At 59.2% G+C, this 24,092-nt stretch carries 17 protein-coding genes, 1 tRNA gene and 1 other RNA gene; 9 read left to right on the top strand and 10 right to left on the bottom strand.

The features are described 5' to 3' along the window. Positions 1 to 25 precede the first annotated feature (25 nt). The gene (locus GPM19_RS13180; protein WP_160419473.1) at positions 26 to 1,003 is read left to right on the top strand and encodes an NADPH:quinone reductase; all 978 of its coding nucleotides are present in this window, start codon (positions 26 to 28) and stop codon (positions 1,001 to 1,003) included. Between the two features lie 21 nt (positions 1,004 to 1,024). On the opposite strand, the gene GPM19_RS13175 is transcribed toward GPM19_RS13180, so the two are convergent. Further along, on the bottom strand, positions 1,025 to 1,957 hold the full coding sequence (locus GPM19_RS13175) for a MurR/RpiR family transcriptional regulator (protein ID WP_160419472.1): 933 nt from the start codon (positions 1,955 to 1,957) through the stop codon (positions 1,025 to 1,027). A gap of 263 nt (positions 1,958 to 2,220) precedes the next feature. Here GPM19_RS13175 and GPM19_RS13170 point away from each other — a divergent pair, with 263 nt between their 5' ends. From GPM19_RS13170 to GPM19_RS13155, 4 genes are read left to right on the top strand one after another with little or no spacing between them, the layout of a single operon-like run. Then, positions 2,221 to 3,039: an enoyl-CoA hydratase/isomerase family protein gene (locus GPM19_RS13170; RefSeq protein ID WP_202114832.1), complete on the top strand. Its 819-nt coding sequence runs from the start codon at positions 2,221 to 2,223 to the stop codon at positions 3,037 to 3,039. Positions 3,040 to 3,045: 6 nt separating this feature from the next. Further along, positions 3,046 to 5,223: an acetate--CoA ligase family protein gene (locus GPM19_RS13165; protein ID WP_160419471.1), complete on the top strand. Its 2,178-nt coding sequence runs from the start codon at positions 3,046 to 3,048 to the stop codon at positions 5,221 to 5,223. A gap of 14 nt (positions 5,224 to 5,237) precedes the next feature. Next, on the top strand, positions 5,238 to 6,041 hold the full coding sequence (locus GPM19_RS13160) for an enoyl-CoA hydratase-related protein (RefSeq protein WP_160419470.1): 804 nt from the start codon (positions 5,238 to 5,240) through the stop codon (positions 6,039 to 6,041). Next, positions 6,041 to 7,891, top strand: a complete 1,851-nt coding sequence (locus GPM19_RS13155; RefSeq protein WP_160419469.1) for an SLC13 family permease — start codon at positions 6,041 to 6,043, stop codon at positions 7,889 to 7,891. Before GPM19_RS13160 ends, GPM19_RS13155 begins: the two co-directional genes overlap by 1 nt. Positions 7,892 to 7,901: 10 nt before the next feature. Here the strand turns inward: GPM19_RS13155 and GPM19_RS13150 are convergent, their stop codons facing one another. The 4 genes from GPM19_RS13150 to betI form a co-directional block, all read right to left on the bottom strand. Beyond that, complete coding sequence (locus GPM19_RS13150; protein WP_160419468.1) at positions 7,902 to 10,358, bottom strand: acyl-CoA dehydrogenase; 2,457 nt, start codon at positions 10,356 to 10,358, stop codon at positions 7,902 to 7,904. 199 nt (positions 10,359 to 10,557) lie between these two features. Continuing rightward, positions 10,558 to 12,243, bottom strand: coding sequence for a choline dehydrogenase (gene betA / locus GPM19_RS13145; RefSeq protein WP_160419467.1), 1,686 nt, complete (start codon positions 12,241 to 12,243; stop codon positions 10,558 to 10,560). Positions 12,244 to 12,253: 10 nt separating this feature from the next. Then, positions 12,254 to 13,750: a betaine-aldehyde dehydrogenase gene (betB, locus tag GPM19_RS13140; RefSeq protein ID WP_160419466.1), complete on the bottom strand. Its 1,497-nt coding sequence runs from the start codon at positions 13,748 to 13,750 to the stop codon at positions 12,254 to 12,256. An 11-nt stretch (positions 13,751 to 13,761) separates the two neighbouring features. Continuing rightward, a complete protein-coding gene (betI, locus tag GPM19_RS13135) occupies positions 13,762 to 14,406 on the bottom strand; it encodes a transcriptional regulator BetI (protein WP_319928127.1) in 645 nt (214 codons plus the stop codon). Between the two features lie 262 nt (positions 14,407 to 14,668). Here betI and GPM19_RS13130 point away from each other — a divergent pair, with 262 nt between their 5' ends. From GPM19_RS13130 to ffs, 3 genes are all read left to right on the top strand, one after another. Then, positions 14,669 to 15,541 carry a choline ABC transporter substrate-binding protein gene (locus GPM19_RS13130; RefSeq protein WP_371829367.1) on the top strand — a complete coding sequence of 291 codons (873 nt, stop codon included), beginning with the start codon at positions 14,669 to 14,671 and terminating at the stop codon, positions 15,539 to 15,541. A gap of 90 nt (positions 15,542 to 15,631) precedes the next feature. Beyond that, positions 15,632 to 15,708: transfer RNA gene (locus GPM19_RS13125), tRNA-Met, on the top strand. Positions 15,709 to 15,750: 42 nt separating this feature from the next. Next, positions 15,751 to 15,847: signal recognition particle sRNA small type (gene ffs / locus GPM19_RS13120), an RNA gene on the top strand. Between the two features lie 46 nt (positions 15,848 to 15,893). Here ffs and GPM19_RS13115 read toward each other — a convergent pair. The 5 genes from GPM19_RS13115 to GPM19_RS13095 all read right to left on the bottom strand — a co-directional run bounded on the left by GPM19_RS13115 (position 15,894) and on the right by GPM19_RS13095 (position 22,765). Then, positions 15,894 to 16,784: an ROK family protein gene (locus GPM19_RS13115; RefSeq protein ID WP_160419464.1), complete on the bottom strand. Its 891-nt coding sequence runs from the start codon at positions 16,782 to 16,784 to the stop codon at positions 15,894 to 15,896. A gap of 25 nt (positions 16,785 to 16,809) precedes the next feature. Continuing rightward, positions 16,810 to 19,509: a cation-translocating P-type ATPase gene (locus GPM19_RS13110; protein ID WP_160419463.1), complete on the bottom strand. Its 2,700-nt coding sequence runs from the start codon at positions 19,507 to 19,509 to the stop codon at positions 16,810 to 16,812. Between the two features lie 15 nt (positions 19,510 to 19,524). Beyond that, positions 19,525 to 20,304: a triose-phosphate isomerase gene (tpiA, locus tag GPM19_RS13105; protein ID WP_160419462.1), complete on the bottom strand. Its 780-nt coding sequence runs from the start codon at positions 20,302 to 20,304 to the stop codon at positions 19,525 to 19,527. 97 nt (positions 20,305 to 20,401) lie between these two features. After that, a complete protein-coding gene (locus GPM19_RS13100; RefSeq protein ID WP_160419461.1) occupies positions 20,402 to 21,598 on the bottom strand; it encodes a 2,3-bisphosphoglycerate-independent phosphoglycerate mutase in 1,197 nt (398 codons plus the stop codon). Positions 21,599 to 21,601: 3 nt separating this feature from the next. Next, positions 21,602 to 22,765 carry a phosphoglycerate kinase gene (locus GPM19_RS13095; RefSeq protein ID WP_160419460.1) on the bottom strand — a complete coding sequence of 388 codons (1,164 nt, stop codon included), beginning with the start codon at positions 22,763 to 22,765 and terminating at the stop codon, positions 21,602 to 21,604. A 275-nt stretch (positions 22,766 to 23,040) separates the two neighbouring features. On the opposite strand from GPM19_RS13095, the gene GPM19_RS13090 reads away from it, so the two are divergent. Then, positions 23,041 to 24,090: a class I fructose-bisphosphate aldolase gene (locus GPM19_RS13090; RefSeq protein WP_160419459.1), complete on the top strand. Its 1,050-nt coding sequence runs from the start codon at positions 23,041 to 23,043 to the stop codon at positions 24,088 to 24,090. The last annotated feature ends 2 nt before the right edge of the window (positions 24,091 to 24,092 follow it).

Raw genomic sequence — 24,092 nt, 5'->3', positions numbered from 1 at the left:
TCCAAAAACCATAAAGGACATCCCCATGAGTCAACGTATCCAGTTTTCCCAGACCGGCGGCTCCGAGGTGCTTGAGCTGGTCGAGGCGGCACCGGCCGAGCTCGGCCCCGCTGACGTCCGGGTGCGCAACAAGGCGGTCGGCTTGAATTTCATCGACATCTATTTTCGCACTGGCCTGTATCCAGCACCGAAGATGCCCTCAGGCCTGGGAACGGAAGGCGCCGGCGTGGTGGATGCGGTGGGTGAAGACGTTACCCATTTGAAGGTGGGGGATCGGGTAGCCTACGCTCAAGGCCCGCTGGGTGCTTATGCGCAGTTGCATACCTTGCCCGCCGCAAAAGTGGTGGTATTGCCGGACTTCATCGAATTTGAAACTGCGGCGGCGAGCATGCTCAAGGGGTTGACCGTGCAATACCTGCTACGCCAGACCTGCCCCTTGAAAGGGGGCGAGACGATTCTGTTTCACGCCGCCGCCGGTGGCGTGGGCTCGATTGCCTGCCAGTGGGCCAAGGCGTTGGGCGTAAAACTGATCGGTACCGTAAGCTCCCAGGAAAAAGCCGACCTGGCGATGGCCAACGGCGCTTGGGCGACGATCGATTACACCCGGGAAAACGTGGCCGAGCGGGTGCGCGAATTGACCGACGGCGAGATGTGCGACGTGGTGTATGACTCGGTGGGCAAGGACACCTGGGAGATCTCCCTGGACTGCTTGAAGCCGCGTTCCTTGATGGTCAGTTTCGGCAACTCTTCAGGCCCGGTCGAGGGCGTCAATATCGGGATTCTCAACCAGAAGGGTTCGCTGTTCGTCACGCGCCCGAGCCTGAATGGCTATGCCGATACCCGCGAACGCCTGGAAATGATGTGCGAGGATTTCTTCGCCATGCTGGAAAGCGGCAAGATCAAGATCGATGTGGCCAATCGTTACCCCTTGGCCGACGCCGGCAAGGCCCAGGATGCATTGCAAGGCCGCAAGACCACCGGCTCGACCATCCTGTTGCCATGATCTGAAATGGATTGAACTGAATCAGTCAATCTCGACATAAGCGCCCATGCGGCGCATGCGGGTTTCGAAATCGGCGACATTGTCGACCAGATGATTGGGGCCGAATGCCACGCATTCGGCCAATATCGCCTCGATCAAGGTGATCGCGGAAAGAATCGACGGGAAAAAGTGCGGCGTGGCGTTGGCCACGGTGAAAGTGACCTGCGCGCCGGGTACCAGCGGGGAGCGCAGCGTATCGGTGACCACGATCGAACGCACTCCGTTGGCGCCTGTCACCTCCAACGCTTTCACCGTTTCGGCACAATAGGGTTCAAAGCCGAAGGCCACCACTACATCATGCTCATCGAAGCGGTCCAGTTCGGTGAGCAAGCCTCCCTCCAGCCCTCGTATCAAATGAATGTCCGGCATCGCGATGCGCCCCACATAAGCGAAGTGGTAGGCGCAGGCGAAGGTGTCGCGAAATCCCACCACAGCGACTTTTCGCGCATCGAGAATCAGCCTGGCGGCGTCGCGCACCCGGGCCTGGTTATCGGCGGTGAACAGCTTGCCGATGTTGTCGAAAGCCGCGTCGCCCACATCGAGAAATATCGGGTCTTGGGTATGAGCCAGGTTGCGCAAGTGAGTGGCGCGTCCGGAAAGCTCGATCGGCCCCGCCTGTACCGCTGACTGAAACACTTCCCGAAACAGCTCGTAGCTATCGAACCCCATACGCTTGGCCAGCCGCACCAGGGTTGAGGGAGTGACCGCTGCCGCCGCGGCGGATTTGCGAATCGACTGAAAGGCGATATCCATGGGATGTTCGAGCACATAACCCGCGGCCAGCTTCAGCTGAGGGCTGAGCTCGGGATAGGCTTCAGCAAGCCGTTGATTGATGACGTCCAGCCGGGTGGAGGAAGGCAGCTCTTCGGTGAGGGCTTCTTCAAGCGGGTTGTCATGGGGGCTGGACGCTGACATTGCAGGCTCCTCAGGCGGATGAATGGGCGCATTGTAACGCAGGCCCTGAAAACTTATATAAAGAGGTGGTCGGGCTAAATCGGCGTTGACGAAACATATGTATCTTTATTTATTTATATAGAAACGTATGTATTGACTATAATTGACCCATTCGGCTAGTCTTTATATCAATACAGACGTGATGTTTATATCTGAAAGAGAAACGTTTGTTCCATTTAGCTTTCATTTCAGCTTTTTTTAAATTCTGCAGACTGGATACCTCCATGCCTTCTGAATCCGTGCCTTCCGCTTCGCTTCCCGACTATAAAACGCTGCTGCTCCACCAGCAGGGCAACGTAATGGAAATTCGTTTCAACCGGCCGCATCGCCTCAATGCCGTGGTCGAGGCTTTCTACACCGAATTGCTGGAAGCGCTTGCATATGCCGAGCGCAGCCGCGCGATTCGTACGGTGATACTCACTGGAGAAGGGCGAGCATTCTGTGTGGGCGCCGATATGAAAGAGCACGGCGGGGCCGAGCGTAGCCTGTTTCAACGTCGTCAATACCTGCAATTGGGTAACGATGTGTGTGAAACGATCATTCGGCTGAAAAAACCGGTGATCGCTGCGGTCAACGGTTATGCCTTGGGCGCAGGGGCGGAAATGGCAGTAGCCTGCGATTTTATCCTGATGGCGGAAGAGGCGCAGATCGGTTTTCCCGAAACCAGCATCGGTACTTGTGTGGGTGGCGGTGTTTCCAAGATGTTGCCGCAATTGGTGGGGTTGAACAGGGCGCGTCAGCTGCTCTACACCGGGCGGCGCATCGATGGCGAGGAGGCCGCACGTATCGGCCTGGCAAGCGCGAGCTGGCCGGGGGATGTGTTGTTAAGCGAGGCGTATCGACTGGCTGCGGTGCTGGGCAAGCAAGCGCCGATTTCCATCGCCATGCTCAAGCGTCTGGTGAATATTGGTGTGGGAAATGATCTGGATAGCCAGTTGCAGCAAGAGCTGGATGCGGTCTTTACCTGCTCGACCACCGCCGACTGGCAGGAAGGCGTGAATGCCTTCGCTGAAAAACGTACCCCCGATTTCAAAGGCGAGTGAATCACCATGAATCCCATCGAAGGCCATCTTCCGACACGCAGCCCGCTGCACGACATTCTCGCCCCCAAAGGCATCGCTGTGGTGGGAGCTTCCGCTGATCCTACCAAGCGCGGTTACAAAGCCATGGTCGGTCTGGTCAAGGAGGGCTATCGCGGGAATATTTATCCGGTCAACCCCAAGGCCGAGATGATTCTCGGCGTGAAAGCCTGGCCGTCGGTCAGTGCGATTCCGGGCTCACCCGAATTGGCGTTGTTATGTACGCCCGCCGCGACCGTGCCTGGCCTGATTGCCGAGTGCGGCCGGCGAGGCGTCAAGGGGGTGGTTATCCTGGCCAGCGGCTTTGGCGAAACGGGCCCCGAAGGGGCGGCGCTCGAGCGCGAAATGATGGCCAAGGCCGAAGCGCATGGGGTGCGCATCATCGGGCCCAATACCTCAGGCATCTTCAATCTGCATCATAATATCAATCTCCTGGCGCTGGATAATCTCAAGCCGGGAGATATCGGCATCGTTTCGCAGTCCGGCAATATGCTGCTTTCGCTGGCGCTTGAAGCGCAGTACAACGGCCAGGTGGGTTTTAGTACCTATATTGGTCCGGGTAACCAGAGCGATATCGGCTTCAACGATTACCTGCGCTACCTGGGCGAAGACGAAAACACCCGGGTGGCCACGCTGTATGTTGAGGGGTTTCGCGACGGACGAAAATTCCTTGAGGTGGCGCGCGAGGTAACCGCCATGAAGCCGGTGGTGGTGTACAAGTCGGGCTCTACTGAACAGGGCCGCCAAGCAGCGAGTTCGCACACCGGCGCCCTGGCGGGCAGCTACCAGATGACCGTTGACCTGCTGCGTCAGCACGGGGTCAGCGTGGTCCAGTATTCCGATGAAATCCTGCCGGTAGCCGAAGGGCTGGGGTTGTTGCAGAAGGCCAGTGGCAAGCGCGTGGCGGTCATCGCCGATGGCGGCGGCCAGGCGACCATCGCCTCCGACCGCCTGGCGGAAGCCGGCCTGGCGCTTGCGGAGTTGAGTGACACAAGCCGTGAGCGGTTGCGCACGATTCTGTTGCCCCAGGCCTCCACGCGCAATCCCGTGGATGTGGCGGGCTCCTCCGACAGTAACCCGGCACTGCTGGCGGAATGCATGCGGATCGTTGCCGAGGATGACAATGTCGATAGCGTCCTGCTGGTGGGCATGTTCGGTGGCTACAGTCTGCGCTTTGCCGAATCGCTGCTGGGTGATGAAATGCGTGGTGCCGAGGCCATGGTGGATCTGTCGAATGCCACCGATAAGCCGCTGGTCATCTACAGTTTGTATGCACCGATCAAACCCCCGGCACTGCGGCGCTTGCACGAAGCGGGATTACCGATCTATGCCTCGATCGAGCATGCGGTGCGGGTACTCGCTGCCCTGGGTGAGCGCGGCCTTTATCTGGCTCAGCAGGAAAAGCACCTTGAACAGGGCGCCAGCGAGCCGAGCATGCTGCCCATACCCAGCATGCGCGCGGTATTTGAACGCGCGCGGCAGGAAGGGCGTGATTTCCTGGAATACGAGGCCAAGGCGCTTCTCGCCGAACACGGCATTGAGGTGCCCAAAGAACAGGTGGCCATCAACCGCAGTGATCTGGTGGCGATTGCCGACGAATTCGGCGAGATTCCCCTGGCGATGAAAGTGGTCTCTCGGGATATTCTGCATAAATCCGATGCGGGAGGCGTGAAGCTCAATCTGGTCGGCAAGGCGGCACTTGCCCGGGCATTTGATCAGATCATGGCTTCTTGTCACGATTACGACCCGAAGGCAGCGATCGAAGGCGTACTGGTGACGCCCATGGCCCGCAAGGGTGTCGAGGTGATTATCGGGGTTATTCGCGACCCGATCTTCGGCCCGGTATTGATGTTCGGCTTAGGCGGCATTTTCGTGGAAATCCTCGAAGACGTGGCATTCCGCTCGATTCCGCTGACAGGTTACGATGCCGATTGCATGGTGGAACAGCTCAAGGCGAAAAAAGTGCTGGAAGGCGCACGGGGCGAGGCCGGAGTGAATAAGGCCGCCTTGGTGGATTTGCTGCTCAAGGTGTCGCGTATCGTGCAGGCCTATCCGCAGCTTTCGGAACTGGATCTCAACCCGGTGATTGCCTATCCGGATGGCTATGCGGTGGTCGATGCACGGGTTATCGTGGAGCCTGGACAATGAATCAAGGAAAACGCATGAACCTGCCACAGCCTACCCTGACCGATGCCGGCCTGACGCTGGAAAACCGCGTGGCGACGCTGACCATGAACCGCCATGATGTGCGCAATGCCTTGACCGGCACCGCCCTGGTAGACGACATCGTTGCGGTGGCCGATTGGGTCAACCGTTGCGACGATGTGTCGGTCTTGTTGATCACCGGTGCCGGCTCAGCTTTTTCCGCCGGCGGCAACGTCAAGGACATGGCCAATCGGGGCGGGGATTTCGCCGGTGATGTGGCTGAAGTCTCCGCTCGTTATCGGCAAGGCATCCAGCGTATTCCGCTGGCGCTGCAAGACGTCGAAGTGCCGATTATTGCGGCGGTGAACGGCCCGGCAATCGGTGCCGGTTTCGATCTGGCCAACATGGCGGATATGCGGTTGGCCTCGAGCAAGGCCAAGTTCGGCGAAACCTTTCTCAACCTGGGGATCATTCCCGGCGATGGCGGAGCCTGGTTCATGCAGCGCCTGATCGGCTATCAGCGTGCCTTCGAGCTGACTCTTTCCGGGCGAATCATTGATGCCCAGGAAGCCAAGACATACGGCATCGTTCTGGATGTCTTCGAGCCGGAAGCCTTGATGGAAGAGGCGCAGGCACTGGCCGCACGCATTGCCGCCCAGCCGCCCAAGGCAACCCGCCTGACCAAGCGCTTGATGAAGATGGCGCAGCGCACCGAATTGAAGGATTTTCTCGATTTGTGCGCAGTTTTTCAGGGCATGTGCCACAACGAACCGGAACATCTCGACGCGGTAAATACAATGCTGGAAAAAATGTCCAAATAATGCCGATAGCCGACAGCAGCCTGGTATTTCTCTTGCTGGGGGTAACCCTTGTGGCGTTTGTCTGGGGGCGCTTTCGCTATGATCTGGTAGCGTTGGCGGCACTGCTCGTTTCGGTAATGCTGGGACTGGTCCCGGCAGAGCAAGCCTTCATGGGGTTCGGCCATCCAGCAGTGGTGACAGTGGCGGCGGTGCTGGTGCTGAGTCGTGGTTTCGAGCGTTCCGGCGTGGTGGATATCATTGCCGACCAAGTGCTCAAGGTGGGAGAGCGCCTGTTCCTGCAACTTGCCGCCTTGACAGGGACTGTCGTGGTGCTCTCGGGCTTCATGAATAATGTCGGTGCTCTGGCACTGTTGTTGCCGGTGGCCATGCGCCTGTCTCGCGAGCATGACACCTCGCCCTCTCTGCTGTTGATGCCGCTGGCTTTCGGTTCCTTGTTGGGTGGTTTGACCACCCTGATCGGCACACCGCCCAATATCATTATTGCCAACTATCGGGGAGGCATCAGCGAGGAGAACTTCGGCCTGTTCGCCTTCTTTCCGGTCGGGGCGGTGGTGGCGCTGACCGGCTTGATCTTTGTGCTGGTATTGGGATGGCGGCTGGTGCCGCAGCGCGCCGGTAAAGCTTCCACCGAGGAAATGTTCGATACGTCGAACTATCTGGTGGAAGCCAGGGTCGATGAAAACTCGAAAGCGCTCGGCTGGACGTTACGCGAACTGCAGCGCGAGCTTGAATATACCATCCCGGTATTGGCGGTGGTGCGTGATGATCATCGCCAGGCGGGTCATGTCTTTCTGGGAGCGCTGAAAGAGGGCGATATTCTATTGCTGGAAGCCGGTCCTGAAGAAATGAAGCAGCTTGAGGACAAGGCAGGCTTGGTGGTGGGGATTGATCCAGAAGAATCCAGTGAAGAGCAGGATCAGGAGCCGTCTGGCGAAAATGGCGCCAAGCAAAGCAAAGCCGACAAGAAGACAAGGGCGGCGGGTGTCGACACGCAGGGGTTGGAACTGGTCGAGGCAGTGGTGCGCAACGACTCCATGATGATCAATCGCACCGTGACCCAATTGCGTCTGCAAAACCAGTTCGGCCTGCACTTGGTGGCAGTGGCGCGCGACGGCAGCCGGCTCAAGCAACGCTTGCGAAAAATTCGCTTTCGCGCAGGCGATGTCTTGTTGATGCAAGGCGGGGAAAGTGAGCTCGCCGAAAGCCTGGCGACACTGGGTTGCCTGCCGTTGGCCAATCGTAATCTGACCATTGGTCAGCCGCGCATGCTGATGATCTCGCTGGCTATTTTTGCTCTGGCTATTCTCGCTATCCTGTTCGAGCTATTACCCGCTGCCGTGGCGCTGACCAGCGCGGCCTTGGTTTCGCTATTGGTGGGGGTGTTGTCGCTGCGTGACGGCTATCAGGCCATTGATGGGCCGGTGATTGTCCTACTCGCTGCGATGCTTCCGGTGGGCAATGCCCTGGAGACCAGCGGCGGTGCAGGACTGCTTGCCGAAGGGCTGCTGACCCTTGGAAAGCAGTGGCCGGTGATCGTCACCCTGGTGACGCTGTTCGTGATTACCATGCTGTTGTCGAACGTCATCAACAACGCGGCGGCAGCGGTCCTGATGGCGCCGATTGCCGCCAGCCTGGCCGAGGGATTCGACGCCTCGCTGGATCCCTTCCTGATGGTGGTGGCGGTGAGCGCTTCCTGCGCCTTCTTGACCCCCATCGGCCACCAGTCCAATACGTTGGTGCTGGGGCCGGGGGGTTACCGTTTCGGTGATTATTGGAAGCTGGGCCTGCCCATGTCACTGCTAGTGTTGGCAGTAGGCATGCCCATGATCCTGTGGGTCTGGCCTCTGTAAGCGCGACCCGCTAGAAAGTCGTGGCGTTATGATCGATCAGGGTTGCCTTGTCGGTGGCGAACTCATCGTAAGCGAAGTCATCGACTGTGAGCATTTCCAGCACTTCTGCTTCGAAAATTCCCATGAACTTGGCATCCTCTTCACTGACCAGGCCTTTTTCCAGGGCGGCTGTCATACGCTGTTCGGGATGCAGGGCGGTCTCGGGAATCTCCCCTTTGGCATAGGCTTTGTTGACGGTGCGATAGAGCTTCTCGGCACGCTCGTAATCCACCAGCAGCGCATTGTAACGAGCCAGTGGATTGCTCACTTCGCCATCGTCGCTATCCCAGGTGTTTTCCAGCATCTTGCTGCGTAGGGCGCTATGCGTGGAGACCTTGCCGGCGATTTCGCGGGCAAAATCATCATGCGGCTTGTCCCAGCGGCGCCCGGTAGGCATCACGACCCATTTCAGGGTCTTGCCCAGCGGGCGGTTGGGCAGGTTATCGAAAACTTCAACAAAGGCCTGTTCAGCGCGCTGGAGCAAGAAGCGACAACTGTAGTGCAGCAGGGCTTCTTCGCCCTCGACGCGCTTGTCGTTCGCCTGCCACTGCTTGAGTACCATGGAGGCCAGGTACAGGTTGGACAGCACGTCGCCGAGGCGAGCGGAAAGCATTTCACGTTTTTTCAGGGCGGAGCCGAGGCTTGCCATGGCGGCGTCAGCACACAGGCCGAAGCCCGCGGAGAGCCGTGCGATATCTTGCGCGTAAACGGCAGCCGGGCCTTCAAAGGGAACCTTGGCCTTGCCTAGCCCCAACCCCAGGGTAAAGGCGCGGGCGGCGTTACCGAAGATCAATCCGGCATGATTGAAGAATGCCTTGTCGAACGCCTGGATGTCATCGGCATCCTTTGCCGCCAGTTCTTCAAGCACATACGGATGGCAGCGGATCACACCTTGACCGAAGATCATCAGGTTGCGGGTCATGACGTTGGCGCCTTCCACGGTGATCGCCACCGGGTTGGCACTGTAACCGATGCCCAGATAGTTGCGCGGGCCGAGCGTCACTGCCTTGCCGCCATGCACGTCCATGGCATCGCTCAGGATCACGCGCTGGAATTCGGTCAACTGGCTTTTCAGAATCGCCGAGGGCACGGCGGGTTTTTCGCCATGATCGATCAGGTTGGCGGTCTGATACACCGTCGCCTGGGAGATATAAGCCAGCGCCGCCATACGTGCCAGCGGTTCCTGAACGCCTTCCATTTCCGCGACCGGGACGTTGAACTGACGGCGAACGCGGGTAAAGCCGCCACTCCAGCCCAGGGCATAGCGAGCGGTGCCGGTGGCACCGGAGGGCAGGGTGATGCAACGGCCGATGGACAGGCACTCGACCAGCATCTGCCAGCCCTGGCCGATCATCTCCGGGCCGCCGATGATGGTATCCAGCGGAACGAAGACATCCTTGCCCTTGATCGGGCCGTTCATGAAGGGGCTGCCGATGGGGTGGTGGCGACGCCCGATTTCCATCCCCGCCGTGTCGCGGGGAATCAGCGCCAGGGTAATGCCGCGGTTGGTTTCGTCGCCTAGCAGGTGCTCCGGGTCGAACAGGCGAAAGGCCAGACCCACCACGGTGGCAATCGGCGCCAGGGTGATCCAGCGCTTTTCGAAGTTCAGACGCAGGCCCAGGACTTCCTGGCCGTCGATCATTTCCTTGCACAGGATGCCGGTATCGGGAAGCGCCGTGGCGTCACTTCCGGCGCGGGGGCCGGTCAAGCCGAAACAGGGGATTTCACGCCCGTCAGCCAGACGCGGTAGGTAGTGATCCTTTTGCTCCTGGGTGCCGTATTTGAGCAACAATTCGCCCGGGCCGAGGGAGTTGGGAACGCCCACCGTGACCATCAGGGTTTCATTGACCGAGAGTTTTTGCAGCACCAGCGACTGCGCCTTGGCGGAAAACCCCAGACCGCCGTACTCCTTGGGAATGATCAGACCGAAGAAGCCTTCCCGCTTGAGCAGATCCCACAGTTGCTGAGGCAGGTCGGCACGCTCGCGTGTGATGTTCCAGGCGTTGCACATCCCGGCAGCCTTGACGCACTGGTTGTCGAGAAAAGCCTGTTCCTCCTGGGTGATGCCGTCATCGCGATAATCGAGCAGTTTGTTCCATTGGGGCCTGCCGGAAAACAGCTCACCGTCCCAGGATACCGTGCCGGCTTCCAGGGCGGTACGTTCCGTGTCGGAGACCTTGGGCGCGACTTTCTTGAACATGGCGAACAGGCGCGGCGTGAGCCATCGGCGGCGCAGCATGGGCAAACCGGCAGCGGCGATAAGCGCGGCGCCGAGCAACAAGACGACACCGATCAGCTCAGCGTCGAGTAACAGCCCGGCAATACCCAGGACGCCCAGCACCGCAAGCGCCGACGTGGCGCCGGCCTCGCGGCGCATCACGACAAGCAGGCCGGCCACGGCCAGCAGGATAAGCAATAGGGTGAGCATGAGGAATCTCCAATTGTCAGGAAAGAGGTGCTGTCTCGAACAGTTGTTTGAATATTGGCAGACACGCTTGCCGTGATGCAAGCATCTTGCCCGATTGTCGAGAGATAATCCCAGCGTCGGACAACAAAACGCCGTGTCCCCCTGAACGGGAGCACGGCGTTTGTAGGTGGCGTTTGTTCAGAAGCAGATTAAATCAAGCTTAGGCGGAATGCTTTTCCGGGCGCCTGGCGGGCAGGCCGTCGGCCACGAAGTAATCCACCTCGGCACGCGGCAGCGGTTGACGGCCACGAATCCGGTCGGCGATCTTTTCCGCCAGCATGATGGTGGGGGCGTTGAGGTTGCCGGTGGGAATGAACGGGAAGAGTGATGCATCCACCACACGCAGGCCTTCCACGCCGTGAACCCGACCTTCGCCGTCGGTTACCGCCATGGGGTCTTCACCCATCCGGCAGGTTCCGCAGGGGTGGTAGGCGGTTTCGGCGTGCTGCTTGACGAAAGTGTCGAGCTCGGCGTCGGATTGAACCTCCGGGCCGGGTGAGACCTCAGGGCCTCGATAGGCATCGAAGGCGGGCTGGGCGATGATGTCCCGGGTCAAACGAATGGCATCCCGGAATTCCTGCCAATCCTTCTCGGTGGACATGTAATTGAACAGGATGCTGGGAACGGCATCCGGGTCACGTGAAGTCAGGCGGATACGCCCGCGGCTTTCCGAGCGCATCGAGCCTACGTGAGCCTGGAAACCGTGTGCTTCAACGGCGCTCTTGCCGTTGTAGCTGATCGCGATCGGCAGGAAATGATACTGCAGGTTGGGCCAGGCTTCGTCGTCATTGCTGCGAATGAAACCGCAGGATTCGAACTGATTGCTGGCGCCGACGCCCTTGCCGAACAGTAGCCATTCGGCGCCGATCTTCGGCTGGTTGTACCACTTCAAAGCCGGATACAGCGAGATCGGCTGTTTGCATTCATATTGAATGTACATCTCCAGATGGTCCTGGAGATTCTCACCCACGCCGGGCAGGGAGTGGACCAGCGCAATATCGAATTCGCGCAGGTGATCGGGGTTACCGATGCCCGAGCGTTGCAGTATCTGCGGGGAGGCGATGGCGCCGCCGCACAGCAGCACCTCCCGGCGTGCCTTGGCTGCTTGCTTTTGGCCCTTGCGCACATAGCGCACGCCCACGGCACGCTTGCCTTCGAATTCGATCACGTCGGTGGTGGCGTGGGTTTCGATGGTCAAGTTGGGCCGATGCCTGGCCCGATCCAGATAGCCGCGAGCGGTGGAGGACCGCCGGCCCTTGGGCGTCACGAAGCGATCCATGGGGCCGAAGCCTTCCTGCTGGTAGCCGTTGACGTCCTCGGTCTCCGGGTAACCCGCCTGTACACCGGCCTCGATGAAGGTACGGTACAAGGGATTATTGGTGGATTTGGGCGTGGTCACATGGACCGGCCCCTCGCCGCCGTGATAGGCATTGGGGCCGATATCACGCGTTTCGGATTTCTTGAAATAAGGCAGGCAGCTCAAGTAATCCCAGTCTTTTAGCCCCGGCTGTTGCGCCCAGTTATCGTAATCCAGGGCGTTACCCCGGATGTAGCACATGCCGTTAATCAGCGAGGAGCCACCCAGCCCCTTGCCGCGCCCGCATTCCATGCGCCGGCCGTCCATGTGCGGCTCGGGGTCGGTCTCAAACGCCCAGTTGTAGCGCTTGCCCTGTAACGGATACGCCAGAGCGGCCGGCATCTGGGTGCGAAAATCCAGGCGGTAGTCCGGGCCACCGGCTTCAAGCAGCAGCACGCTGACATCGGCGTCTTCGGTCAGGCGCGCTGCCAGCGTATTGCCGGCGGAACCCGCCCCGATGATGATGTAGTCGAATTCATGTCGGGTCATTCAGGCCTCCTTAAAATACCGACTCAAACGGGCCCATCTCGATCTGGATGGACTTGGTCTGGGTATAGTGGGCCAGCGTCTCGATGCCGTTTTCACGACCGATGCCGGACTGCTTGTAACCACCGACGGGCATTTCGGCGGGAGATTCGCCCCAGGTGTTGATCCAGCAGATCCCGGCTTCCAGTTGATGGATCACCCGGTGGGCACGGTTCAGGCTTTCGCTGAATACCCCGGCGGCAAGCCCGTAAACGGTAGCGTTGCTACGCTGAATCACTTCGTCCTCGTTATCGAAGGCGAGAATCGCCATGACCGGGCCAAAAATTTCCTCGCGTACGATACGCATTTCGTCGGTGCAGTCGGTGAAAACGGTAGGCGCGGCCCAGGCGCCCTGGGACCATTCAATTCCGCCTCTGTCGCCCTGATTCCAGGCCTCGCCGCCGGCGAGCAGCGTGGCGCCTGCCTGTTTGCCGAGTTCAATGTAGGAAAGCACTTTTTCCTGATGCTCGAAGCTCACCAAGGGGCCGAAGTTGACCTCCGGGTCGAGGGGGTCGCCGGCCTTGATACGCGCCACGCGTTCGACCACTTTGGCCTCGAAGGCGTCCTTGACCGTGCGCTCGACGAACACCCGGGTGCCATTGGTGCAGATCTGCCCGCTGGAATAGAAGTTGGCCATCATGGCGGCATCGGCGGCGCGGTCCAGGTCGGCATCGGCGAACACGATCAGCGGCGATTTACCGCCGAGCTCCATGGTGACGCCTTTGAGAGTAGAGCCCCCGGCGGCAGCCATGACTTTCTTGCCGGTGCCGACTTCGCCAGTGAACGTCACCTTGGCGATGCCGGAATGCTCGGTAAGCATCTGTCCCACGCGGCCATCGCCCTGCACTACGTTGAATACCCCATTGGGCAGACCGGCTTCGGTGAAGATGTCGGCAAGCGCCAGGGCGGTCAGGGGAGTGACTTCGCTGGGCTTGAACACCATGGCGTTTCCGGCGGCCAGCGCCGGTGCGGCCTTCCAGCAGGCAATCTGGATCGGGTAGTTCCAGGCGCCGATAGCGCCGATGACACCCAACGGTTCCCTGCGGGTATAAACGAAGGAGCTGTCACGCAGCGGAATCTGGCTGCCTTCAATGGCCGGCGCCAGCCCCGCGTAGTATTCCAGCGCGTCGGCACCGGTGACGATATCCACGCTGGCTGTTTCACTGATGGGTTTGCCGGTGTTGAGCGTTTCCAGTTCGGCGATTTCGTCGTTGCGTTCTCTCAATAGCGCCACTGCGCGTTGCATGATGCGGCCGCGCTGCATGCCGGTCATGGCGGCCCATTCGCGTTGGCCGCGCTGCGCTGCTTCAACGGCGCTGTCGACATCCGCCTGGCTGGCTTGCTGGACATTGGCCAGCAGGCTGCCGTCAAAAGGGTTGGTAACGGTAAACGTCTCGCCGGAGGTAGCCTCCACCCGGCGACCGTCGATATAGAGTGGCTGCGTCTCGGAAAGGGTGTCGAGAATTGACATGTCGGACTCCTTCAGGTGGATAGGGTGTCAGTCGGTTGAATGGGTGTCTGTGGGGCTTGGAGGCGCTGGCTGTGATGAGCCAGCAACTGGTCGAGATATTGGTATGCCAGGCGTCGTGCCTGGTCGGCATCCAGGCCTTCTGGCGTGAGCGCACCGCGTAGCCACAGACCATCGATCATCGCCGCCAGGCCGCGGGCGGCATTGCGCGCTTCATCGCGCGGCATGAGACGGCGGAACTGGTGACAGAGATTGGCGTAGAGGCGTCGGTCGTTGACATATTGCAAACGCTGCAGCATGGGCTTGTGCATGCTGCTGGCCCAGAAAGCCAGCCAGGTCTTGGCGGCAGGGCCGGTCACCTGCGTGCGGTCGAAATTGCCTTCGATGATCGCCCCTATATGGGCTCTTGCAGAGTGGTCGCCTAGAGCGTGGCGTCGCGCGGCGACGGCATTGCCCAGGTCGGTGAGGATCTGGCGCATGGTGGCTTCGAGCAGCCCATCCTTGCCCCCGAAATAATGGCTGATAATCCCCGCGGATACACCCGCATGACGCGCAATGCGCATCACCGTCGCTTCCGCGAGCCCGACTTCATCAATCGCTGCCATGGTGGCCGCGATCAACTGCTGACGGCGAATGGGTTCCATTCCGACCTTGGGCACGTCTATCTCCTTGCGTTGTCACCTGCACTTGAAACCAGGCGGTAGTCATGGTTACCTATTTTAGCATGGCATTTTTTTATTGAACGTTCAATCAATAAAAGAAGCCCGGTTAGATACTCAAATGCGATAAGCAAATCACTTCGGGCAAATGCCATTGCTGGTTCGTCAATCTCAGGAGAGCTTCATGAAAAAATTGCCTTTCACTCGAAAAATGCTGGCCGCTAGCGTGGCTGTTGTAGGAACCGCAGCCAGTTTGCCTGCGATGGCGGAGCAGTGTGAAACGGTTCGCTTTGCGGAAGTCGGCTGGACCGATATCACGGCCACCACAGCACTTGCCAGCGAAGTACTGGAAGGATTGGGCTATACCGCAAGTATCGACACGGTGTCGGTGCCGATCGCTTATGCCGGTATGCGCAATAACGATTTCGATGTGTTTCTGGGCAACTGGATGCCGTCCATGGCTTCGATCAGCGACCCTTATATTGAAAAAGGTGAGGTGGATCGTCTGGGAGCCAACCTGGAAGGGGCCAAATACACCTTGGCGGTACCTCAGTATGTGCATGACGCCGGGGTAACCTCGGTGACCGACCTGGCGGAACATGCCGAGAAATTCGAGCAGAATATCCATGGTATTGAAGCCGGTAACGACGGTAACGAATTGATCGAAAAGATGATCGAAGACGATGCCTACGGCCTGGGTGGCTGGGAAGTGGTCAACTCCAGTGAAGCCGGGATGTTGGCGGAGCTACGCGCACGCGTTCCCAATGAGAAATGGATGGTGTTTCTGGGATGGGAGCCGCATCCCATGAACACCAACTTCGATATTGCCTACCTGGAAGGCATCGATGATTACTTCGGCCCGGAACTAGGCGGCGCCACGGTCTACACCAATACCCGTGGCGGTTATGCCGAGGAATGCCCCAATGTGGCGACCTTCCTGGAGAATCTGTCCTTCACGCTGGAAATGGAAAACCAGATCATGAGCGCGATCATGGATGACGGCAAAGCGCCGCGCGATGCTGCGCGTGACTATCTCCTGGCTCACGATGAAGTGTTGGACGTTTGGTTGGAAGGCGTCAGCACACGCGAAGGGGATGATGCCGCTGTTGCCGTGCGCGAAGCGCTGAGCAACTGAAGTCTGCTAAATAATCCCAAAGGCAAGTTGAAATTGGACTTGCCTTTGGGGGCTGAGAAATGCATAATAAGCCCCCGCTGATGTCGGAAAGGCTACGTAGCTCAGCTGGTTAGAGCACATCACTCATAATGATGGGGTCCCCTGTTCAAATCAGGGCGTAGCCACCAACATCCGCTAGGTATCGGTGAGATACCGCATTATGGTGGCCCCTTAGGTCCTCCCGCAATGCTAAACCACGAACCCCGCCAGGCCCGGAAGGGAGCAACGGTAGTGGTGGTCGCGTGTGCCGGGATGTGGCTTTTGGGGCCACCTCCATTTCCGTTGTTTGAAATATAAAATCTCCCGCTTTTTCTTAGGTTTGTGCCGGTCTGTGCTTCATGTCCTGCCGCAGGCGTGCCATGGCACCATACAAGCCGCCAAAATCTCCTAGTTGCGCCAGGCGCATGTCGGGGGGCTCGGGAAAAATTGTAAGCAATTCGCGCAGATGTCTGTTGATCTCATCAAGGCTGACAACAGTTCCCTTCATACCGCATATCATCGAGCCACCCAATACAATGGCATCAGGCGACCAGTGAACGAGGGTATTGTTAAGCCCCATCGCAAGCCAGCAGGCAATCCGGTGCCACTCTTCTTTGTCAGTTACCTCGTAGGGTTTTTTGCCTGTCCGCTTTTCGAGCGCCGTACCTGACGCCAGGCCTTCCAGGTCGACACATGCGTCACTTTCGATAGGGCGCACAACACAGTCGGGACAGATACGGCAATGCGGGTTGATGATCTGATGGCCGGGCTCAAACCCCAAGCGTGCTGCGTCAATCATGCCGCCGACAATCCGCCCGCCACCAATACCGGTAGAAACCGACAGGTAAGCGACGATCTCATAGCCCTTTCCCGCACCGACATGCGCCTCACCCAGGCCGGCCAGGTCGGTATCGTTTTCAAGGAAAACGGGAACGCCCAGTCCTTTTTCGAGTTGCTTTGCCAGTGGCTCGCCGACCCATGTGGTCTTATTCGGCGAGCGAAGGAGCCTTCGGCGTTCACTGTCGAGAACACCGGCAACGCCGCCGGCAGCGGCAGTGATGCCGTGGCCCCCGACAAGCATCCTGGCGGCATCGGCGATGCGTTTCGTATCCGCTTCCGAGTTGCTAGTGCTATCGAACACGATGGGGTCGCCCTGTAGCTCATGGCAGTCATTGCTTGCCGCAACCCGCGTCTTGCTTCCACCAATATCAAAAAGAATATACATGAGGCTTCCCTGGAGTCGCTCGGTTTTATTCAGGCATCCGACGCTTCTGTATCTCCCTCACTATTTGTCCCGCCAGCAAGGGAATGACACTCATTGCCAGAATCAGAAGCCAGGGTTGCCAGCCCAGGGGTCGGGTTTGCAGTAGGTCAGAGAGCACCGGCAGATATACCGCGGCCGCCAACAGCGCGATGCAAAGTGCCAGCGCTCCCCATACCCAGGGGTTGCGGGTTATCTCGTTACGCAGAATGGGAGATTTCGGATCCCGTAAAACGAAGGTAAACCAGAGCTTGCCGAAAGCCAGAGTGAGAAAAGAAACCGTTACCGCTTCCAGCTGGGTCAATCCCAGCCAATGTTCTCCCAGCAGTAGGGCTGTCAGCACACAGACTGCCAGAATGGCAGCAAATCCCGAGATCTCCATCCAGTGGGCTCGGGTCAGCACCGATTCCCGAGGGCTACGGGGTGGCTCTTCCATCTCACTTCCGCTGGACGGGCCTACCCCCAGAGCGAGAGCGGGAAAGACATCGGTGAGCACATTGAGATAGAGAATCTGCAGAGGAAGCAGCGGCAGAGGCCACCCCACGGCGATGGCTACTGCCACCGCCAGCACCTCGGCGACATTCGTGGTGAGCATGAACATGACGGCCTTGCGGATGTTGCCGAAAATGACCCTTCCTTGCCGCACCGCCGCCACGATAGTTTCAAAGGCGTCATCCTTCAGCACCATGTCGGCAACCTGCTTGGCCGCCTCCGTGCCCCTTTTGCCCATGGCAATGCCGATGTCTGCCTTTTTCAGAGCGGGTGCGTCGTTGACGCCGTCACCGGTCATGGCCACGATCTCTCCCCGATTCTGATAAATGCTCACCAGGTCGAGTTTCTGCTCAGGACTCACCCTGGCAAAGATGTTGGCACGGTAGATCTTCTCCTGCTGGTCCTCGTCGATATCGTCGGGAGAACCGATATCACGTCCCAGCATGCTGACTGTCTCCGGGTCATCCTTGCCCCCGACGATCCCCACGGCCTGGGCGATCGCCGTGGCGGTCTCTACCTGATCGCCGGTGACCATCTCCACCCGGATACCCGCCGCCTGGCAGATGTCTATCGCCTCTTTGACGTTTTCGCGGGGCGGATCGAGCAGGCCCACAAGCCCAAGGAAGCACAGCTCTTTGTACGGATCGGCATCCTCGGTGTCGGTGCGTTTCTCGGCCATTGCCAGAAGGCGCAAACCCTCGCCTGCCAACTGGTTGGCGCGTTCGATCCATTGCCGGCGTGTCTCGTCATCCAGCGCCTCGGTGGTGTCCTCGGTGACGATTTCGCTGCAGACATCCAGCACCGCCTCGGGAGCGCCCTTTACCGCCACGTAAAATTGGCCATCATCCCGGTGAAAGGTGGCCATCTTCTTGAGCCGGGGTTCGAATTGTTCTACCCGGGCCTCAGGGCGCTCGTCCAATAACGACTCCCGTTCAAGTCCGAGGTCTTTTCCTCCTTTCAGAAGCGCGACTTCAGTGGGGTCGCCGCGGGGGTTGTCTTCTCCCTGTTGCTGATCGAGGGATGCGCCATTACAGAGCACCCCCACCTCCAGAGCGCGGCGAACCCCTTCCTTGTCCGCCAGCGCCTCGCCAGTCCCGTTTTCCCCAAGCACGAGCTCGCCAGTCGGGGTGATGATTTTTTGCAACCGCATCCGGTTTTCAGTCAGGGTGCCGGTCTTGTCCGAAAAGATCACCCGGGTGGCTCCCAGGGTTTCCACCGCGGTGAGCTGGTTTACCAGGGCGTTACGGGCGGCCATCAGGTACATGCCACGGGCGAGGGCAATGGTGGCGACGATAGGAAGACCTTCAGGAATGGCGGCCACACCCAGGGCTAGTGCCGTCTCGATCACCAGCGCGGCCTCTTGCTCCCGCACCAGAAAACCCACCGCGGCAACCACGATGGCAATAAAAATGGTCAATACGGCGAGGCGGCGCCCCAGTTGATCCAGCCGCTGCTGCAAGGGTGTGACGGTTCCTTCGGCCGATTCCGCAAGCGCCGATACCCGGCCCAGTTCCGTCTTTGAACCAGTGGCCGCCGCAGCGCCCACCGCAGTGCCATCGGCGATGCTGGTGCCCTTGTAGAGCATGTTAGTGCGGTCGGCGAGGTCGGTATCCGCTGGCAGAGCATCGGTTAATTTACTCACCGGAACGGACTCACCGGTAAGGGGCGCTTCGTTGACCCTCAGGTGTTGCGCCTCTAGCAAGCGCACATCGGCGGGGACGAGGTCGCCGGCTTCCAGCAGTACGATATCGCCAGGCACGATTTCCGATGCAGCAATCTCCCGCTCACGGCCTTCCCGCCGGACCCGGGTCATGTGTTCTCCCAACCGGCGCAGGGCGGCCATGGATCGTACGGCCTTCCATTCGCTGACAAAGCCGATGGCGGTATTGACCAGCAGTACCGCCAGAACCGCGAAACCTTCCGGCAGGCGGCCGGTGGCAAACGCCAGAACGGCGGCGCCGCCCAGCAGGTAAATGACGATACTGCGAAACTGTCCTAGAAGGATCCGCCACCAGGGTCGGCTCTGCGTCACCCGCAGCTGGTTCGGTCCGTAGCGCTTCAACCGCTCCCGGGCCTCGTCATCCGTCAATCCATTTTCCTTCCGGACATCCAATTCCGCGAGGGTGTCCTCAATGTCGGCAGCATGCCAATTGTGTTTGTGGGGGGCGTTCCTTCTGCTTTCGCTTTTCGAATCCATTGGATCGATCCTTGATCAGTGCTCTTCCGCGGACTTGGCCAGTTGGATAATCCGAAGAAAGTCTTCCGCCTCGAGAGAAGCACCCCCCACCAGTGCGCCATCAATATCGGTCTGGGCGAAAAATTCTGCGGCGTTGTCCGGCTTCACCGAGCCGCCGTACTGGATCCGGATAGCCGCGGCCGCCGCCTTGCCGTAGGCGAATTCCATGTATCGACGAATGGCGGCATGAGCGGATGCCGCATCTTCCGGCGTGGCGCTCTCGCCGGTACCGATGGCCCATACCGGCTCATAGGCTAGGGTCACCTGTCGTAGCTGATCGGAAGTGACACCGGCCAGGCCGTAGCACAGCTGCGCTGTGTTGACAGCATTCGTCTGATCCGCTTCCCGCTGCTTCAGCGTTTCACCGATGCACAGAGTGGTATCAAAGCCGGTGTCCAGGGCTGCCCGGAGCTTTTGGTTGACCAGAACATCCGATTCTCCCAGCTTGTGCCGTCGCTCCGAGTGACCCACCAGCACCGTCTGGCAGTCGATATCCCTGAGCATCTCCAGTGAGATCTCCCCGGTAAACGAGCCATTCGATTTCCCATGGAAGTTCTGGGCGCCGAGCTTGATGGAACTTCCGGCTTCGGCAAGCACACCGGCAACCGTATCCAGATAAGGCAGCGCGGGGTAAATACACAGATCCAGGGATTGCATGTCCGTCTCGCCCACCAACTTTTCAGCCAATGCGATGGAATCCTTGCGGTTAAGGTTCATCTTCCAGTTGCCGCCGATGGTTTTTCTGCGCTTTGTCATGGAGTTAATCTCAACTTTTCGTCAACCATGTGATTGGGAGGGTCCACCAAAGAGACTGTCTGAGGTTCGCGGGTAATGTCCGGCACAAACTCATCGCTCAGGCTCCGAATTTTCGCAGACGGCCGGCGTGGGCCAGTGCCAGGGTCATGAGATGTTTTGCCGGCAGGTGGCCGAGCCCTCCGCCGGCACAGGCGGTTTCACCGAAGACCTCGACGCTGTCCACTCGGCAGGTGTTCGCGCTGATCAGAACCGGCACCGGATGCCAGCTATGACTGGCCAGTGCACTGGGAGTGCTGTGATCTCCCGTCACCACAATGACATCCGGTTGCAGTTCGATCAGTCGGGGAATTGCCCGGTCCAGCTCCTCGATGGCGGCCACCTTGCCGTCGAAGTCGCCATCCTCGCCGCGGCTGTCCGTATCCTTGAAGTGCAAGAACAGAAAATCGTGGTGCGACCAGGCAGCCTTCAACGCATCGATTTCGCTGTCCAGGTCGGGACCGCAGTCCACGACTTTCATACCCAGCAGCCGGGCGATGCCCCGGTACATGGGATATCCCGCCAGGGCACAGCCATTCAGCCCATAGCTTTCCCTCAACGACGCTAGCCGGGGCAACTGCGCGAAACCCCGCAACAGCACCATGTTGGCCGGCACTTCCTCGGCGAGAATTTCCCGGACCTGTTCTAAGAACGCGCTCACTAGGCGAGCGGTTTCCTGTGACTTTTCTTCCTGGGCATTGGGTTCACATGGCGGCACCCCAGTTCGGTGGGGGTCCGTGTCGTTTACCTGGGCGCCCAATACCTCTTTTTGACTTCGTAAAACCAGCAGAAAACGGTGTTCCTTGACCGGTTCGACGTAAACTTCCACGTCGTCGAGACGAATCTCCTTGAGCATCTGCACCAGCCGGGTACCTTCCCGGGAATCGATGCGGCCGGCCCGCCGGTCGCTCACCTCGCCGTCGCTGTCCAGGGTGCAGAAATTACCGCGGGCCGCAACGTCACCAGGCTTCAGGTCGAAGTCGATGCCGAGCGCGGTAAGAACCCCGCGTCCGATGTTGTGCTCCACCGGATCGTAGCCAAAAAGAGCCATATGACCGGGTCCGCTGCCGGGTGTGATGCCTGGCGCCACAGGGTAGGTCAAGCCTGTGGCGCCCTGACTCGCCAACCGGTCCAGATTGGGTGTCCGGGCTGCTTCCAGTTCCGTGCCCCGACCTTCACTGTCAATTCCACCGAGGCCGTCCGCCACGACAAACAGAATTTTTGCCTCGCTCTCGGTGAGGAGGGGTCTGAGATCCATTGGTTAATCCTCCTTCAGAACATTCAGCGCCGGCAGTGAGCCATGGGCGAGATAGTCGAGAAAGGCGCCGCCACCGGTGGAAAGGTGCGTCAGCTTATTCTCTATCCCGACCCTGTGAACCGCCTGTCCGGTTTCTCCGCCACCGACAACGGTGACCGCGCGGGACGCAGCCATGGCTTCCGCTATATGCCGTGTACCGCTGAAATATCTTTCCTCCTCGATCTTGCCCATGGGTCCGTTCCATACCACTGTAGCGGCGTTCCCGATGGCTTTTGCATAGCGGGAGGCGGTCTCCGGGCCGATGTCCATTCCCATCCAGTCGCCGGTGATTTCTCTGCCTGTACGGGTCTCTTCTCCCATGCCCATGACATGGTCTGTGGGCAGGAGGAGCTTGTCACCAGCCTTCTCGAGAATCTCACGGGCGTCGTCCAGGCGATCTTCCTCCACCTTGGAGGAGCCCGTGGAAACACCCTGGGCCCGCAGGAACGTATAGGCCATGGCACCGCCGATCAGTATCTGCTCGGCGCGGCCGATGAGGGCGTGGATGGCTTCGAGCTTGTCCGCGACTTTGGCGCCGCCGAAAACTGCCACCAGCGGGCGCTGTGGGTTATCCACAACTTTGTCCAAGGCTTCGATTTCCTGCTCCACCAGGCAACCTACCGCTCGCTTGTCTGCCGGGAAGTGCGTTGCTATCGCGTGTACGGAAGCGTGCTTTCGATGGCAGGCTGAGAAGGCGTCGTTAACGTAAATATCACCGAGCCCGGCCAGCGCCTTTGCGAACTGGTCGTCGTTATCCTTTTCGCCGGGATGAAATCGCAAGTTTTCCAGCAAAAGGATCTCGCCACCGCCCAGAGATCGAGCCATCTCCTCAGCCTGCGACCCCACGACCTCCTCACAGTGGCGTATCCGCTTGCCGGGCAGCAGTTCAGAGAGCTTTTCGGCAACCGAAGCCAGGCTCAGGCTTGCCACCGGCTCACCGCCCGGCCGGCCGAGGTGGCTCATCAATACGCAGGCGACGTTTTTCTCCAGAAGGTAACGTAGCGTCGGCAGGGCGGCGCGGATCCGGCTATCGTCCAGAACCGTGCCTTCGTCATCCCGGGGGACGTTAAAGTCCACGCGAACGAGGGCGCGCGAATTGGTTAAATTCAGGTCACTCAATGTGTTCATGCTTTACGGCCTCCTGCCTTCTGATAAATGAATCGGAGGGCTGCAGAAGTGCCCCTTGAATTCATGATGTTCGATCCATGCTTATTTAAAACTAGTCAATCTTTAGCCGAGCACAACCGGGCTTGCTGTGGAGAAGATGACGATCTGTATGGATAGGTCTGCAAAAAACCTGAAAAGACCCCCGCTGGAAGGGACCCCTATCAGGGTCTATTATTTCTTAGATTTCCGATACTTTCCGAAAGCAGCGTACACGAGCCCTAATCGAGGTGAATTGAATGGACGAAATCGAACGTATTCTCGGTGGTGAAGCCGAATCACTGCTGGGTTATGAGTGCCGCGGTATCAGTCGCAATCATCTGCATTTACCGGGACCCGATTACGTGTCCCAAGTGCTTGCTGACAGTAATCGTTCCAATGTCGTGCTGCGCAATCTGCAGACGATCCTGGGGCACGGCCGGCTGGGGGGGACGGGCTATGTGTCGATTCTGCCGGTCGATCAGGGCGTGGAACATTCTGCTGGCGCATCGTTTGCACCCAACCCGCTGTACTTTGATCCCGCGAATCTCGTGGAATTGGCGATTGAGGGTGGCTGCAACGCCATTGCATCGACGTACGGCGTACTGGCGTCGGTCAGTCGCCGCTATGCCCACAAGATTCCATTCTTGGTAAAACTCAATCATAACGAACTCCTGACCTATCCGAATGAGTACGATCAGACCCTGTTCGCCAATGTCGATCAGGCGTTCGAGCTCGGCGCCGTTGCCGTTGGCGCAACGATCTATTTCGGCTCGCCTGAGTCTCGTCGGCAGATCGAAGAGGTGTCGCAAGCGTTTGAGCGCGCCCACGAGCTGGGCATGGTCACCGTGCTATGGGCGTATCTCCGCAACCCGGCATTCAAGCAAGATGATGCCGATTACCATACGGCAGCCGACCTGACCGGACAGGCCAATCATCTGGCGGTGACCATCGGCGCCGATATCGTCAAGCAAAAGCAGGCGACGGTGAACGGAGGCTTTAAAGCGCTCGATTTCGGAAAGACCCACGAGCGCGTGTACTCGGAGCTGGCCCCCGATCACCCGATTGAGCTTGCCCGCTATCAGGTGGCGAACTGCTACATGGGCCGCATCGGGCTGATCAATTCGGGTGGCTCATCCGGCAGTGACGATCTGCATCAGGCCGTGCGCACAGCCGTGATCAACAAGCGTGCCGGTGGCATGGGACTGATCTCCGGGCGTAAGGCCTTCCAGAAACCCATGACCGAAGGTGTGCAGCTATTGCACGCGATTCAGGACGTCTATCTCTCCGAGGCCGTGACTGTGGCCTGAGC

The sequence above is a fragment of the Vreelandella zhuhanensis genome (assembly GCF_009793355.1).
GTDB classification, from domain to species: domain Bacteria; phylum Pseudomonadota; class Gammaproteobacteria; order Pseudomonadales; family Halomonadaceae; genus Vreelandella; species Vreelandella zhuhanensis.
Note: the sequence above shows the minus strand (reverse complement) of the source record. Positions and strands in the feature narration are given on the sequence as shown.